This is a genomic window from Actinomyces sp. oral taxon 849 str. F0330, from assembly GCF_000239715.1.
Taxonomy (GTDB): domain Bacteria; phylum Actinomycetota; class Actinomycetes; order Actinomycetales; family Actinomycetaceae; genus Actinomyces; species Actinomyces johnsonii.
In genome coordinates, this window is sequence record NZ_JH470349.1 from 109,455 (window position 1) to 125,042 (window position 15,588).

Below are 15,588 nucleotides of genomic sequence, written 5' to 3' on the forward strand. Positions count from 1 at the left end.
TCAGTTCGACCGCCTCCTGGACTATGTCCACACGATCCTGCCCGAGACTGCCGACCACCTCGAAGCCGCACGAGCCGACCTGCTGGCCTACCGCCGCCTTCCCTGTCGAGGTATGGAGACAGATCTGGTCCAACAACCCCCAAGAACGCCTCAACAGAGAGATCCGTCGCCGCACCGACTCAGTAGGGATCTTCCCCAACAGGGACGCCATTATCCGCCTGGTTGGCGCCGTCCTAGCAGAGCAGACCGATGAGTGGACCGAAGGACGCCGCTACCTCAGCCTCGACGTTCTCAACCGCAGCCGGAACCTACCCAACACCCCCTCTCTCACCACCTAACGACCACACTCCACGAAGACCTCTACACCACATCAAGAGACTTGACCTCGAAGTGTCGCCGATGTCCTGACACAGAACTGTCACCCATCTCCCGAGACGCAACATCCAGAGACATCACGCCCCGGTGACCCGAGCATTGTGTCCAAATCGGATACAAAGGAGCCCAACCACTTTTCGCCCAGCGGTACGAACCGCAGAATCACGCGGTTTTGTCAAGCGCACTCAGTGCTCGTTACCGCCTTTGTCACCGATTTGGACACTCCCCACCGCTCCAAAGCCCTCAGCACGTCTGGAACCGCATGGGAGATCGCATTCGCCGGTATCACCGTTGCCCGCACTCACCCGGATCAGGACGGGACGCCCCACGTCGCCCCACCGACCCGCCCTGCTCGAGGACCGACATTCTTTTGTCGGGCTGGCCCGACATGGGCTCACCGGCTGGCTGGATCGTCCCGGCGAGAGCGCCAGGACAGCCTGGTTCCATGAGCACCGCAACTTCTCCAGTCCCCAGTCCCCAGCCGCCATCACAGCAGGTCAGGCCCATGTCTCCTGGTCGACCGCACGACCGGTTCCCCCGCTGGACCTGCACGGTCCTAGCGGTCTGCCTGGCGCTGGCGGTGTTCGCCGCCGGACCGCACGTAGCGAAAGCGGACACCTCCTCCATCACCGGCGACAAGGACCTGGCCAAGCAGGTCATCGGTCTTCTGCCCGACGACTACCGGGCCCGAGGCATCCACGTCTCCGTCATCACCGCCGAGGGCGCCCGTCATGCCGGCATCGGCACCACCGCCTCCGGCCAGCAGTACACGTCCACCACTCCCATGGAGATCGGCTCGATCACCAAGACCTTCACCGGCCAGCTCCTGGCAGACGCCATCGCGCGCGGTGAGCTCAAGGCCAGCGACCCGTTGTCCACTCACCTGCCCGAACTCGCCGGCACCCCGGCGGGCGAAGCCACCCTGGAGGAAGTCGCCTCGCACCGCTCCGGCCTCCCGAGCATCCCCACGCAGGATGAGAGCAGATGGGTGCTGCGAGCAAACATCCTGGGGCTCAACCCCTTCACCGACAGCATCAACCAGCTCGTTGATAAGGCCCGTACCACCAAGATGGGCAAGCGCGGCGAGTTCGCCTACTCCAACCTGGGCATCTCGCTATTGGGAGAGGCCCTCACCCACGCCGCCGGGGCCGAGTCCTGGACGTCCTACATCACGGAGCGCTTCTTCACACCCCTGGGCATGGAGCACACGACCCTCACCTCCGGCCAGGCGGACATTCCCGACGGCGCCATCCACGGCGTCCAGGCCAACGGGCGCCGGGGCCAATCGGTCAGCGGTTCTGGCTTCAACCCAGCCGGCGCCGGCGTGTGGAGCACCCCGGAGGACATGACCCACTACGCCCAGGCGGTCCTGGCCGCCACCGTCCCCGGCGGAGCCAGCCCACAGGAGGCGCGGTGGCCCGCAGAGGTCATGCACGGAATCCAGCTTCCGGGAGAGAAGATCGGTTACACCTGGTACACCGACGTCGTCGACGGGCACATGATCATTAATCACGGCGGCACCACGATGGAGTACATGACGCACCTGGCCATCGACAAGGAGTCGGGCAAGGCCGTCATGGTCTACACCGACCAGAACACGGACGGCACCGCCGCCGCGCTCGCCGCGACGCTCCTGACCGGCGGCCAGAAGATCTCGACGGCGCGCATGCCGATCTCGGCCGAGATGCTGCCCCAGGCAGTGGTCCTCGGAGCCTTCACCATCCTGGCTCTCATCATGGGCCTCTACACGGCAGCCCGCGCGGCGAGCGCACCCAGCCGCATGGCGGTGGCCTGCCGCGTGACCGCACTCCTCGCCTGCCTGGCGGCGGCCACGGCCTCCGGACCCTGGGCGTACCTGCCCGGCTGGATCCTGGCGGTGGCGGCACTGCCCGGCATGTACGGCATCGTCCGGGGCATGACGCTGTGGCCAGAACTGCCCACGCTGCCGCGTCGCCGGGCCTGGCTCGGCTGGATACAGGTGGGGCTGACTCTCGCCTTCGTCGCCGTCTGCCTGGTCGTCGCCTGGCCCAAGGCCTGAGCCGGCCCGCCTGGCGCCGCGTTCGTACCCTGCAGCGCGCCTTCGCGGGTCCTTACCCAACGACCCTGAGCCGGAAGGTACAAACGCGGCGACCACCTGGGGGAGGACAACGTCGTCCGTCTCCTCCGACAGGCCAGCCGAATCCGCCCCGACGGCCGACGAAGCCGGCACCACCCCACCTTTAGCGTCGCAGAGGTCCGGGCGCGGGAGCCAAACCCGGACAGAGCCCCATTCACAGGCACGAACCAGACAGGAGGCGCCCCCCGACAGCTGCCATGGGCGAACTGTCAGCACGCAGAAACCGAAGGCAACCCCGACACCATAAGGAGCACAAACCCATGAGACCGACACCCCTCACCGCACGGAAGGCGGGCGCGGCCCTGGCAGCACTGACGCTGTGGGCGACCCTGGCAGCCTGCCAGCCACAGACCTCCGCCGCCGGCGCCGCAACCCCCACATCTGTGCCAGCGCCCACCGACCAGGCCAGCGCCACAGCCAGCGGATCTCATGGGGGCTCCACTGGTGGATCTACTGGTGGATCCACTGCCGGCTCCACCGACGCCTCCGACTCCCAGACCAGCGTCCCCCAGGGGCTGGAGAGCTTCTACAACCAGGGCATCGACTGGCAGGACTGCTCAGACGGCACCTCGCCCTTCCAGTGCGGGACGGTCACCGTCCCCCTGGACTATGGCAACCCCGGCGGCCGGACCATCACGATCGCCCTGAAGAAGCTCCCCGCCTCCGACTCCGACGCCGAGCACGGCTCCCTATTCTTCAATCCGGGCGGCCCCGGCGTCAGCGGTATCCGGACACTGGAGACCCTGGCCACTGCCCTGCCCAAGGAGCTCCGGGCCAGCTACGACGTCGTCGGCTTTGATCCGCGCGGCATAGGACAGTCCACCCCGATCACCTGCTGGACTGATGAGGACATCCACCAGGTCCTCACCGATACCCAGAACGGCAAGCTCTCAGACCTCGCGTCTATCGACACGGCCTCCTCCACATACGTCTCAGCACAGGAGAAAATCAACCTGGGCGCGGCCGATGCCGCCGCCTGCACTCAACACTCGGAGGTTCCCGAGCTGCTCGACCATGTCGGCACCCGCAATGTCGCCCGCGACCTGGACGTCCTGCGCGCCACCAACGGCAACACGAAACTGAACTACCTGGGCACCTCCTACGGGACCTACATCGGAGCCATCTACGCCGATCTCTTCCCAGGCCACGTCGGCCGCGCTGTCCTAGACGGGGCCATGGACCCGTCGCGGCACTGGGCCGACGGGGAGGCCGAGACCACGGCATTCAAGGAAGGCGTTCTGCGCCAGTACGTCGAGCACTGCCAGGCTCAAGGCAGCTGTCCTCTGAGTGGCTCCACGGACGAGGCGATCGCCCAGCTGACGGCCTTCGTGGACGGCCTGGACAAGAACCCCCTCACCGCCCCGGGCTCCAATGTCACCGTCAACGCGCAGGAAGCCACCACCATCATCCGGGACTACGCCATTGAGAAACCGGACTGGGAGGAGCTGACCGCCATGCTCACCCCGGCGATGACCAACCACGATGGCGCCCTCATGGTGAAAGCTAAGCAGAGCGCGCTCGCGCCCCAGCTGCCGACGACCGCTGAGCAGGCCGTCAGCAGGGCCAACAATCTGTTCATGGCTGCCGCTGTCATCTGCAACGACTACCCGGATACGGCCGAGACCGTCGCCAACTGGGACGCGCAGTCGGCCGCTGAGAAGAAGGCCTACCCCTTCTTCGGCGGTACCTCGAATGGCCTGGAGGCCTACTGCCGAGGCTGGGGACACCGGGCACAGACCCCGCCCCGGGAGACCCACGCCGAGGGCTCGAACCCGATCCTCGTCGTCGGGCTCACGGGCGACGACCGCACCCTCTACCCCTGGGCCCAGAGCCTCACCGACCAGCTGGACAACGGCCACCTGCTCACCGTCGAGGGTCCCGGTCACATCACTTTTGGCAGGAACGCCTGCGCCACCGCGGCCATGACCGACTTCCTCGTCAACGGGACCGTCCCAGCAGAGGGCACCACCTGCGCCGCAGAGCCCCGGCCCGCCGCCGGCGGAACCGAGAACTGACAGGAGGCGGCGCGCTCTTAGCCCGCACCGCGCCTTCGGGTAAGAGCGCGGCGCCGAACCTCCTCCCCACTCGCCACCGATTCACATCCTCAAGGAGGCTGCCCCATGACTTATCGCCGTTTCTCCGTACCCGATCTCGCCCGGCGCCTACTGGCCCCGATCGCCGCCCTACTGGGGCTGGTGGCGGGCCTGAGCGTCCTCATCCTGCCCTCCCCTGCGCCGACCACCGCCAGCCCGACCACATTCTCCGCCGAGCGCGCCATGGCCTCCATCAACCGCCTCGCCGACGAGCCCCACAGCGTCCTCGATCGCGAGGCGCACGACCGGGCGCGCGACGACGTCATCGGCATGTTCGCCGACCTGGGCTACACCGCCGACGTGCACTCCGACCCACTATTCGATTTCAGCGAGCCGGGGGACAAGAAGACCTTCGACATGCTGTCCGCCGAGCAGCAGGCGGCGGTCAAGGACGCGCCGGCCGACACGATCGTCGTCGACGTACCGGGGAAGTCCGAGCGCACCATGGCGCTCATGGCCCACTACGACTCGTCCACAGTCGAGGGGGCTGGAAACGATGAACAGCACTACTACACCTCCGGGACCTCCCACGGGGCTGCCGATGACGGCTACGGCGTGGCCACCATCGTCGAGACGCTCCGGGCCCTCAAGGCCGAGGGGCGCCAGCCGGAGAACTCATTGAAGATCGTCATCACCGACGCTGAGGAGATCGGCCTCATCGGCGCCCGCAATGAGATGCGCCACCACCGCGCCGACTACGAGAACGTCGACCTCGTCCTCAACCTCGAGGCGCGCGGCATGAGCGGCCCAGCGTTCATGTTCGAGACCTCCCCGAACAACAGCGCCGTTGCCGGCTACTTCCTGAGCCACGTGAAGCAGCCCGTGACCGGCTCGCTCTTCCCCTCGCTGTACGCACTCATGCCCAACTCCACCGACATGACGAACCTCATTCCCGAGGGCTTCACGGTGCTCAACATCGCGGCGGTCGGGGATGCCGACCACTACCACCAGTCCACGGACGCCCCGCGCTACGTCGACCACTCGACCCTCCAGCACTACGGCGACCAGGCCCTGGACCTCACGCGGGCCTGGGCCTTCGACGGGCAGGCCCCCACGCTGACCGCCGACGGCGACCTCCACTTCTTCCAGCTGTGGCGGGGATTGACCGTGCGCTACCCGGCGGCGGTCGGGACGGGGCTGGGCTGCCTGGCCGTCATCGCGGCCCTCGGCGCCGTCGCGGTACGGGCCAGGTCCCTGCACTGGAAGCAGGTCCTGGGGACCGTCTGGGGCCTGACCTGGCGAGCCGCGTCCGTCTCCGCCGCCGCAGGGCTGGTGCAGCTCGGGGCCATGGCGATGAAGTGGGCGCCGGAGAGCGGGCTCGGGCCGAATCCGCTGCTGGTGTGGATGTTCGCCATCGGGGCCCTGATCGGGGCCGGGCTCACGGCGCACTTCGTGGTGCGGCGCTGGAAGAAGGGGCTCGGGCAGGAGGCCATCGCCGCGGTGCTGCTCCTGCTGACGGCCGCCTGCGTGCCGGTCATGGTGCTAGTGCCCGGTGCCGCCTATGTCCTGGTCTTCCCCACGCTCGCCCTGGCGCTGACCGCACTGGCGCCGAGGCAGGTGCGACCGTTGGTCGGGGCGCTGGCGGCCTTCATCACCGTGGTGATCTTCGCCCCCACGATCCTGTTCATCCACGAGCTGCTCAGCCTCAGCGCGGTATGGGTGACCGTGTTCTTCGCGATCGTGCCGGTGGCGCCGCTGGCACTCGTGCTCTTGCAGGCCGGTTCCCGGCGTACCCGGCTCACTGCCGCACAGACCAGCAGCGGTTCTGACGCCGCCGCTTCCGACGACGCCCTCGTTGCCGGTCCGGCCACCGCGATGGCATAGGACGGCGCAGCCGCGAGCACGCCCGCCGCATAGCCGAGGCCTGCCGCGTGCCGGAAGGTGTGAACACGGCAACCTCCCGGAGGAGGACAACGGACGTCGTCCGCTTCCTCCGGGAGGTCCACCCAATCCACCCGCAGGTCGCAAACCGACATCTCCGAATCCGCCCGGCAGCCGAAGACGCCGGCACCGCCGCATCCTTAACGTGACAGGGGTCTGGGCACTGCAGAAGTGCAGCCCGAGCAGAGCCCCACCAGCAGGCACGAACCGGACAGGAGGTATAGCACCGCCCGCGACCGACCCGCCCCACAGCAAGCAACGAAGAAAGACCGAGGACGACCCAGACACCACGAGGAGAACAACCCCCATGAGACCGGTATCCCCCACCGCGCGGAAGGCGGGCGCGGCCCTGGCAGCACTGATGCTGTCAACCGCTCTGACGGCCTGCCAACCAGACAGCTCCACCGCCAGCGCCGCAACACCCACGTCTGTCCCTACCCCCACCGACCAGGCAAGCGCCCCTGCCAGCAACTCCACTGGTGGCTCCCAAAGCGATGCTCCCCAGGGGCTGGAGAGCTTCTACAGCCAGACCATCGACTGGAAGGACTGCTCAGACGGCACCGCATCCTTCCAGTGCGGGACCGTCACCGTCCCCCTGGACTACGACCACCCGGATGGCCAAACCATCACCATCGCCCTGAAGAAGCTCCCCGCCTCCGACGGCAACGCCGAGCACGGCTCCCTCTTCTTCAACCCCGGAGGCCCCGGCGGCAGCGGCGTCGAGGCAATGACCTCGGCACCCCGAGTGTCCGAGGAACTTCGAGCCGCCTACGACATCATCGGCTTCGATCCTCGCGGAGTCGGGCAGTCCACCCCGATCACCTGCTGGACCAACGACGAGATCGAGCAGTACCTGGCGAATCCCAGCGACGACGCCGGCCCGACAAACCCACTCAAGGGCATCACATCCACGAACAATCCGGCCCAGGACAAGATCGACCGGGGCGCGGCCAATGCTGCCAGGTGCGCCCAGCACTCGCAGGTCCCCGAGCTGCTCGACCACGTCGGCACCCGCGACGTCGCCCGCGACCTGGACGTCCTGCGCGCCACGAACAGCAACACGAAACTGAACTACCTGGGCATCTCCTACGGCACCCGCATCGGGGCCATCTACGCCGATCTCTTCCCAGGCCACGTCGGCCGCGTCGTCCTGGACAGCGCCGTCGATCCGTCGAAACGAGAGATCGACAGCATCACCGAGACAGTAGCCTTCAAGGAAGGCGTCCTGCGTCAGTACGTCGAGCACTGCCAGGCCCAGGATGGCTGCCCCCTGACCGGCTCCACGGACGAGGCGGTCGCCCAACTGGCGGCCTTCGTCGACGGTCTGGACAAGAACCCCCTCACCGCCCCGGACTCCGACGCCACCGTCAACACCCAGGACGCCACCGCCATCATCCAGCAGCACGCCGTCGCACAGCCGGACTGGGAGGAGCTGACCGCCATGCTCACCCCGGCGATGACCAACCACGACGGCACCCTCATGGTGAAAGCGAAGCAGAACTCGTCCGACCTGTCGCCGGAGACGACCGTCGAGGAGGTGGTCAGCCAGGCCAACGAACAGATCATGCTCGCCGCGGTCATCTGCAACGACAATCCGGACGCGGGCGGCACCGCCTCGGACTGGGACGCGCAGGCAGCCGCCGAGAAGAAGAGCTACCCCTTCTTCGGCGGCACTTCGAGCGCCATGGACGCCTACTGCCGAGGCTGGGGGCACCAGGGGAAGACCCCGCCCCAGGAGACCCACGCCAAGGGCTCCGACCCGATCCTCGTCGTCGGGATCACGGGCGATGTCCAAACGCTCTACTCCTGGGCCCAGAGCCTCGCCGGCCAGCTGGACAACGGCCACCTGTTCACCATCAAGGGCTACGGGCACGGCGGCGCTATCGGTAGCTGCGCCACCGCGACCACGATCGGCTTCCTCGTCAATGGGACCGTCCCAGCAGAAGGAGCCACCTGCACCGCCGAGCCCCGGAAAGCCGCTGACGGAGCCGAGGGCTGACGAAACCAACACCACCGCGTCGTTAACGTTGCAGGAGTCCGGCGCTGCGGAAGCACGGCCCGGACCGGGGCCGCCAGCCGGCACGAGCCGGACAGGAGGTATAGCACCGCCCGCGACCGCCCCGACCCACAGCAAGCAACGAAGAAAGACCGAGGACGACCCAGACACCACGAGGAGAACAACCCCCATGAGACCGGTATCCCCCACCGCGCGGAAGGCGGGCGCGGCCCTGGCAGCACTGATGCTGTCAACCGCCCTGACGGCCTGCCAACCAGACAGCTCCACCGCCAGCGCCGCAACACCCACGTCTGTCCCTACCCCCACCGACCAGGCAAGCGCCCCTGCCAGCAACTCCACTGGTGGCTCCGGCAACTCCACCGGTAGCCCCGGCGGTTCCACCGGTAGCCCCGGCGGTTCTAACGGCGGCTCCCAAAGCGATGCTCCCCAGGGGCTGGAGAGCTTCTACAGCCAGACCATCGACTGGAAGGACTGCTCGAACGAGACCACGACCTTCCAGTGCGGGACCGTCACCGTCCCCCTGGACTACGACCACCCGGACGGGCGCACCATCACCATCGCCCTGAAGAAGCTCCCCGCCTCCGACGGCAACGCCGAGCACGGCTCCCTGTTCACCAACTTCGGAGGCCCCGGCGTCAGCGGCGTCGAAGTAGTGGAGGGCGAGTCCTCTTCGTTCGCGAAGGAGCTTCGAGGCGCCTACGACATCATCGGCTTCGATCCTCGGGGTTTAGGGCAGTCCACCCCGATCACCTGCTGGACCAACGACGAGATCAACCAGTCACTCACGGACACCAAGAACGGCAAGAGCAATACGCTCTCCGAGATCATGGCGACCGATATCCTCTTCTCCAAAGGTTCTTCCGCCCAGGAGAGGATCGACCGGGGCGCGGCCAACGCCGCCAGGTGCGCCCAGCACTCGCAGGTCCCCGAGCTGCTCGACCACGTCGGCACCCGCAACGTCGCCCGCGACCTGGACGTCCTGCGCGCCACGAACAACAACACGAAACTGAACTACCTGGGCGTCTCCTACGGGACCTATATCGGAGCCATCTACGCCGACCTCTTCCCAGGCCACGTCGGCCGCGTCATCCTGGACAGCGCCATGGACCCCTCGAAACGATCGTCCGACGAAATCAGAGTCGAGCAAGTTGCCTTCCAGGAAGGCATTCTACGCCGGTACGTCGAGCACTGCCAGGCCCACAGCGGCTGCCCCCTGACCGGCTCCACGGACGAGGCGGTCACCCAACTGGCAGCCTTCGTCGACGGCCTGGACAAGAACCCCCTCACCGCCCCGGACTCCGACGCCACCGTCAACACACAGGAGGCCATCGAAATCATCTATCGGCATGTCTTGGGGCAGCCGGACTGGGAGGCACTGACCGCCATGCTCACCCCAGCGATGACCAACCACGACGGCACCCTCATGGTCAAAGCGAAACAGAACTCACCCGACCTGTCGCCGGAGATGACCGCCGAGGAGGTAGTCAGCAGGGCCAACAGCATGGTCCTAGCCAACGCGGTCATCTGCAACGACAACCCGGACGCGGGCGGCACCGCCTCCGACTGGGATGCGCAGGCAGACGCCGAGAAGAAGAGCTACCCCTTCTTCGGCGGCACTTCGAACGCTGAGGAGGCCTACTGCTACGGCTGGGGGCACCAGGGGAAGACCCCACCCCAGGAGACCCACGCCAAGGGCTCCGACCCGATCCTCGCCGTCGGGATCACCGGCGATGCCCAAACGCTCTACTCCTGGACCCAGAGCCTCGCCGGCCAGCTGGACAACGGCCACCTGCTCACCGTCGAGGGCTACGGCCATGGCGCCTTCAACAAGAACACCTGCGCCACGACAGCCATCACCGGCTTCCTCGTCAACGGAACCATGCCGGCTGAAGGCACCACCTGCGCCGCCGAACCCCCACCAGCCGCCGAGGGCTGACAAGCCGCACCACACTCGCGAAACACTCCGGGGTCTTGGGTCCACTCCCAGTGAGTGGACCCAAGACCCCGAGCAGCAAGGTACGAACGCAACAACCTCCTGGAAGAGGGCGCTCGTCGTCCATCTCCCCCGGGAGGTCAACTTCGTCCGCCCAGAAACTAAATCATCCCAGGGGCTGACGAAACCAACACCACCGCGTCGTTAACGTTGCAGGAGTCCGGCGCTGCGGAAACACGGCCCGGACCAGGGCCGCCAGCCGGCACGAGCCGGACAGGAGACCCAGCACTGCCCGAGCCCCGGCCACAGCGGACAGTGGAGACCGACGACGACCACCAGCACCGCAAGGAGAGCCACCCCCTTATGAGATCCACATCCCTGGCCGTACGGAAGGCAGGCGCGGCCCTGGCAGCACTGATGCTGTCAACCGCCCTGACGGCCTGCCAACCAGACAGCTCCACCGACGCCACCGCACCCACCGCTGTACCCACAGCCACCAACCAGACCGGCAACTCCACCGACAACCCCGACGGCTCCACCGGCGGCTCCACTGCCAGCCCCGGCGGTTCCACCGGCGGCTCCAGCAATTCCACCGATAACCCTGGCGGCTCCGGAAACTCCACCGACAGTCCCAACGGCTCCACCGGCGGCTCCGGCAACTCCACCGGTAACCCCGGCGGTTCCCAGGGTGATGTTCCCCGGGGGCTGGAGAGTTTCTACAACCAGACCATCGACTGGAAGGACTGCTCAGACGGCACCGCATCCTTCCAGTGCGGGATGGTCACCGTCCCCCTGGACTACGAGCACCCGGATGGCCAAACCATCACCATCGCCCTGAGGAAGCTCGCCGCCTCCGACGGCAACGCCGAGCACGGCTCCCTGTTCCTCAACCCCGGAGGCCCCGGTGGCAGCGGCGTGGCGATGATGCAGGTCATGGCCCCCATGCTTACGGAGGAGACTCGAGGCGCCTACGACATCATCGGATTCGATCCTCGCGGAGTCGGGCAGTCCACCCCGATCACCTGCTGGACCAACGACGAGATCAAGCAGCACCTGGCGAATCCCAGCGACGACGCCGGCCCGACGGACCCGCTCAAGGGAGTCATGTACAAGAACGTTGCGGCCCAGGAGAAGATAGACCGGGGTGCGGCCAACGCCGCCAGGTGCGCCCAGCACTCGCAGGTCCCCGAACTGCTCGACCACGTCGGCACTCGCAACGTCGCCCGCGACCTGGACATCCTGCGCGCCACGAACAGCAACACGAAACTGAACTACCTGGGCGTCTCCTACGGGACCTATATCGGAGCCATCTACGCCGATCTCTTCCCAGGCCACGTCGGCCGCGTCGTCCTGGACAGCGCCATGGATCCCTCGAAACGATCGGGTGGCGAAATCAGAGCCGAGCAAATCACGTTCTTGGAAGGCGCCCTGCGCCAGTACGTCGAGCACTGCCAGGCCCACAGCGGCTGCCCCCTGACCGGCTCCACGGACGAGGCGGTCGCCCAACTGGCCGCCTTCGTCGATGGCCTGGACAAGAACCCACTGACCGCCCCGGACTCCGACGCCACCGTCAACACGCAGGACGCCACCGTCATCATCCAGCGGCTCGCCGTCGCACAGCCGGACTGGGAGGCGCTGACTGCCATGCTCACCCCGGCGATGACCAACCACGACGGCACCCTCATGGTGAAAGCGAAGCAGGGCTCGAACAAGTCATCGACGATGCCCGTCGAGGCGGCGGCCTACATCGCCAACAGCGAGATCATGTTCGCCGCGGTCATCTGCAACGACGACCCGGACGCGGGCGGCACCGCCTCCGACTGGGACGCGCAGGCAGCCGCCGAGAAGAAGGCCTACCCCTTCTTCGGCGGCACTTCGAGCGCCATGGACGCCTACTGCCAAGGCTGGGGGCACCAGGGGAAGACCCCGCCCCAGGAGACCCACGCCAAGGGCTCCGACCCGATCCTCGTCGTCGGGATTAAGGGAGATATCCAGACGCTCTACTCCTGGGCCCAGAGCCTCGCCGGCCAGCTGGACAACGGCCACCTGCTTACCGTCGAGGGCTACGGTCATGGCGCCCTCGGCACGAACAGCTGCGCCACCGCGGCCATCACCGGCTTCCTCGTCAACGGAACCACGCCGGCTGACGGCACCACCTGCGCCGCCGAACCCCCACCAGCCGCCGCCGATCCCCAACCCGCCGCCGACGGCGGAGCCGAGGGCTGACAAGCCGCACCACACCCGCAAAATACTCCGGAGCCTCGGGCTCACTCCTGGTGAGTGGCCCGAGGCTCCGGTCTGCTGGGCGGGCATGGATGTCGTCGGGCCAGCGACGGCAGATTCAGCGAGCGTCATCGTCGACGGCGCACTCGGCCACGGCCACGGCGAGCTGGACCCGGTTGGTGACGCCGAACTTGTCCAGCAGAGCGGAGACGTGAGTCTTGACGGTGCTGGCGCCGACGGCGAGCTCCGCGGCGATCTCGCCGTTGCCCAGGCCCTGCGCCACGAGCAGGGCGACTTGGCGTTCCCGGTCGGTGACGGTGTCGGGGAAGGCACGGCGCTGCGGGGCGGCCTCGACGGCCGTCTCAACGAGCCGGTCCAGGACGGAGCCGGAGAAGGCTCGCTGACCGTCGGCAGCGGCGCGCACGGAGCTGAAGATGATCTCGGGAGCGCTGTCCTTGAGGAGGAAGCCGGTGGCGCCGGCGCGCAGGGCGGCGGCGACCATCGCGTCGGTGTCGAAGGCGGTCAGCACGAGGACCTTGGTGTCGGGGCAGTCGGCGGTGATCTGCGCGGTGGCCCAGACGCCATCGGTACCGGGCATGTGCAGGTCCATGAGGACGACGTCGGGGCGCAGGCTGCGCGCCGCGTCGTAGCCGCTGCGCCCGTCGGCCCCCTCGCCGAGGACCGTGACGCCGGAGTCGCTCTCGAGGATGAGACGCAAGGCAGCGCGCACGAGGGCGTCGTCGTCAACGATGACAACACGTACACGGCGCTGCGGTGAGTCCATGCCGATTCCTTTGCTTATTCAACTACCTGGGGGGCTACTGTACGTCGGGGCGGGCAGGTACGGCGGCCATGACGATGAACTGCTCTGTGCGCTGCGAGACGTGCAGCTCGCCACCGAGAAGCCGCAGCCGCTCGCGCAGACCCTCCAGGCCCAGGCCACCTCCGGGCGCCGTCGGCCGAGGCGTGGACGGGCAGTCGTTGACGCACCGCACCATGAGAGCGGCGGCGCCGTCACCGCCGTCGTCGTCGGGACTGTCGGAGGCCTCGACCTCACAGTCGAGCCGCACCACGCCGCCGGCCCCGTGGCGGCGAGCGTTGGTGAGCAGCTCCTCAACGGTGCGCAGAACCGCGTGCCGACTGCGGGCGTCGGCGGCCTCGAAGGAATCCGCCCAGGACTCGGCCAGGTGCAGATCGACCTCCTGGCCGGCCTCCCGCTCATGGGCGAGGACCTCCTCGACGTCGGACCAGGTGGCGCGAGCGCCGTCAGCGGAACCGTCGTCGTGCAGGACGGCGAGGATCTGGCGCAGCTCGCGTCCGGAGTCGGCCGCGAGGGTGTGGATGCTGCCCGCGATCTTGCGGACACTCCCTATATCCAGGTAGGTGCGGGTCTGGAGGGTGCCGGCGTGGAGGGAGATCAGGGAGAGACGGTGGGCAAGGGAGTCGTGCATCTCGCGGGAGATGCGGGAGCGCTCCTCGGCGCGGCTCTGGGCGATACGTGCCTCCTGCGTGGTGCGGATGAGGCGGGCCTCGCGAGAGGCCGAGCGCAGCAGCTCCTCGCGGGCCTGGAGGTTAACGCCCAGCATGACGCAGACGATGCAGATCGGGAGAGTAACCATTGCGTATGTGGCGACGGCCGATAGCGTGGCCTCTTCGCGAATCGGATTGAGGAGCGGAGACATGGTCACGCCCATGATCATGGCAGCCACCACGATCGGTATCGCTTTCGCCCCTTTACGCATGCCGATGACGGTCGCAGACACATAAGCCGCCAGCGGCCAGGTGGGGATGAACCCCAGGACAACGATAAGGATCGACAACGACGGGCGGGGTCCTCTGAGAACCGGGATGAGGAGAAGAAGACAGGTCAGGGAGATGAGTACGTGTCCGGCATACATCACCTGCCAGCGGTCCAAGCCCGGCACGACCGTGGAGTCACCTTCCAGCTTGAGGTACGCAATCAGAGCGAGCAGCGTCTGCACCACGGTGATCGAGGCGGTGCCGCTCCAGACGAGGATCTGCACCTTGCGGGTGTGCGCGCTGGAGGAGACGGGGGCGTCGGCCATGGGCCGACCCTACTGAGGGCGCCTGTGCGGGGGCCTCCCCCACCTGGGGGAGGCCGTTCCTCATCGTCAGCCGCGCGTTCGTAGGGTAGGTCTCGCGGTCGTACCCTCTACCCCTCGAACGCGCGACCTAAGGTACGAACGCGGCGATCCAGGGCGGGCGGCGCAGGATGCGGACGACCGCGACGAGGGCACTCGACTGGATGCCGGCGGAGGCGAGTCGGACGCCGGCACCTACTGGTAGTGCACACTGTGCCCCATGGCAGACGGGACCAGACGCGACCTCACCGGGCTCCTAGAGTCCATCGGCGGACGCGACGGCCGGCTCGTCCATCTCCAGCGCACCCCGTCCCGCCCCGGCCGTCACGCCGACTGGCCCGAGTGGGCGGACCCCGACCTCGTGACCGCCTACCGCCGTCTCGGCGTCGAGCGCCCCTGGACGCACCAGGTCGCCGCCGCGCAGTCCGCCCACGCCGGTCACCACACAGTTCTGGCCACCGGCACCGGTTCGGGCAAGTCGCTGGCCGCCTGGCTTCCGGCGCTCTCCGATGTCCTGGCCGCCCAGGCCCCCGGCGTCGACTCGCGCATCTCCGCCCACGGCCAGCGCCCCACCACTGTCTACCTCTCCCCCACCAAGGCGCTCGCCGCCAATCAGGCCGCCGCCCTGGGCCGGCTCATCGGCGAGCTCGAGACCGTCCAGCGCGATGCCGGCACGCCCGCGGGCTTCCTGCGCACGGTGCGCGCCGGCACCTGCGATGGGGACACGCCCCTGCCCGAGCGCGACTGGGTGCGCGCCCATGCTGACGTCGTCCTGACCAACCCCGACTTCCTCCACTTCTCCCTGCTGCCAGGCCACGAGCGCTGGAGTCGCCTCCTGCGGGGCCTGC

9 protein-coding genes and 1 pseudogene are annotated in these 15,588 nt (G+C 67.8%); 8 read left to right on the forward strand and 2 right to left on the reverse strand.

The annotated features are described in order from the left end of the window. The 7 genes and pseudogenes from HMPREF0975_RS02580 to HMPREF0975_RS02610 form a co-directional block, all read left to right on the forward strand. Nucleotides 1-338: pseudogene (locus HMPREF0975_RS02580) on the forward strand (transposase); the annotation flags it as partial. Nucleotides 339-820: 482 nt separating this feature from the next. Beyond that, nucleotides 821-2,413, forward strand: coding sequence for a serine hydrolase domain-containing protein (locus HMPREF0975_RS02585; RefSeq protein WP_049939352.1), 1,593 nt, complete (start codon nt 821-823; stop codon nt 2,411-2,413). Between the two features lie 338 nt (nt 2,414-2,751). Continuing rightward, complete coding sequence (locus HMPREF0975_RS02590; RefSeq protein WP_009232565.1) at nt 2,752-4,506, forward strand: alpha/beta hydrolase; 1,755 nt, start codon at nt 2,752-2,754, stop codon at nt 4,504-4,506. A gap of 105 nt (nt 4,507-4,611) precedes the next feature. After that, on the forward strand, nt 4,612-6,408 hold the full coding sequence (locus HMPREF0975_RS02595; RefSeq protein WP_009232566.1) for a M20/M25/M40 family metallo-hydrolase: 1,797 nt from the start codon (nt 4,612-4,614) through the stop codon (nt 6,406-6,408). A gap of 364 nt (nt 6,409-6,772) precedes the next feature. Beyond that, nucleotides 6,773-8,464 (forward strand): alpha/beta hydrolase, encoded by a 1,692-nt coding sequence (locus HMPREF0975_RS02600; RefSeq protein ID WP_009232567.1) that lies wholly within the window; start codon nt 6,773-6,775, stop codon nt 8,462-8,464. A 187-nt stretch (nt 8,465-8,651) separates the two neighbouring features. Continuing rightward, the gene (locus tag HMPREF0975_RS02605) at nt 8,652-10,418 is read left to right on the forward strand and encodes an alpha/beta hydrolase (protein WP_009232568.1); all 1,767 of its coding nucleotides are present in this window, start codon (nt 8,652-8,654) and stop codon (nt 10,416-10,418) included. A 360-nt stretch (nt 10,419-10,778) separates the two neighbouring features. Continuing rightward, complete coding sequence (locus tag HMPREF0975_RS02610) at nt 10,779-12,641, forward strand: alpha/beta hydrolase (RefSeq protein ID WP_049939353.1); 1,863 nt, start codon at nt 10,779-10,781, stop codon at nt 12,639-12,641. 115 nt (nt 12,642-12,756) lie between these two features. Here HMPREF0975_RS02610 and HMPREF0975_RS02615 read toward each other — a convergent pair whose 3' ends face one another. Beyond that, nucleotides 12,757-13,422, reverse strand: a complete 666-nt coding sequence (locus tag HMPREF0975_RS02615; RefSeq protein ID WP_009232570.1) for a response regulator transcription factor — start codon at nt 13,420-13,422, stop codon at nt 12,757-12,759. Between the two features lie 34 nt (nt 13,423-13,456). After that, a complete protein-coding gene (locus HMPREF0975_RS02620) occupies nt 13,457-14,704 on the reverse strand; it encodes a sensor histidine kinase (RefSeq protein WP_009232571.1) in 1,248 nt (415 codons plus the stop codon). A 256-nt stretch (nt 14,705-14,960) separates the two neighbouring features. On the opposite strand from HMPREF0975_RS02620, the gene HMPREF0975_RS02625 reads away from it, so the two are divergent. Further along, on the forward strand, nt 14,961-15,588 hold a 628-nt coding region (locus HMPREF0975_RS02625), incomplete at its 3' end, for a DEAD/DEAH box helicase (protein ID WP_009232572.1).

Excerpts from the sequence above, each read along its gene's own strand:
- HMPREF0975_RS02615 (WP_009232570.1), bottom strand. The coding sequence starts at position 13,422 with ATGGACTCACCGCAGCGCCGTGTACGTGTTGTCATCGTTGACGACGAC.
- HMPREF0975_RS02620 (WP_009232571.1), bottom strand. The coding sequence starts at position 14,704 with ATGGCCGACGCCCCCGTCTCCTCCAGCGCGCACACCCGCAAGGTGCAG.
- HMPREF0975_RS02585 (WP_049939352.1), top strand. The coding sequence starts at position 821 with ATGAGCACCGCAACTTCTCCAGTCCCCAGTCCCCAGCCGCCATCACAG.
- HMPREF0975_RS02610 (WP_049939353.1), top strand. The coding sequence starts at position 10,779 with ATGAGATCCACATCCCTGGCCGTACGGAAGGCAGGCGCGGCCCTGGCA.
- HMPREF0975_RS02600 (WP_009232567.1), top strand. The coding sequence starts at position 6,773 with ATGAGACCGGTATCCCCCACCGCGCGGAAGGCGGGCGCGGCCCTGGCA.
- HMPREF0975_RS02590 (WP_009232565.1), top strand. The coding sequence starts at position 2,752 with ATGAGACCGACACCCCTCACCGCACGGAAGGCGGGCGCGGCCCTGGCA.
- HMPREF0975_RS02595 (WP_009232566.1), top strand. The coding sequence starts at position 4,612 with ATGACTTATCGCCGTTTCTCCGTACCCGATCTCGCCCGGCGCCTACTG.
- HMPREF0975_RS02605 (WP_009232568.1), top strand. The coding sequence starts at position 8,652 with ATGAGACCGGTATCCCCCACCGCGCGGAAGGCGGGCGCGGCCCTGGCA.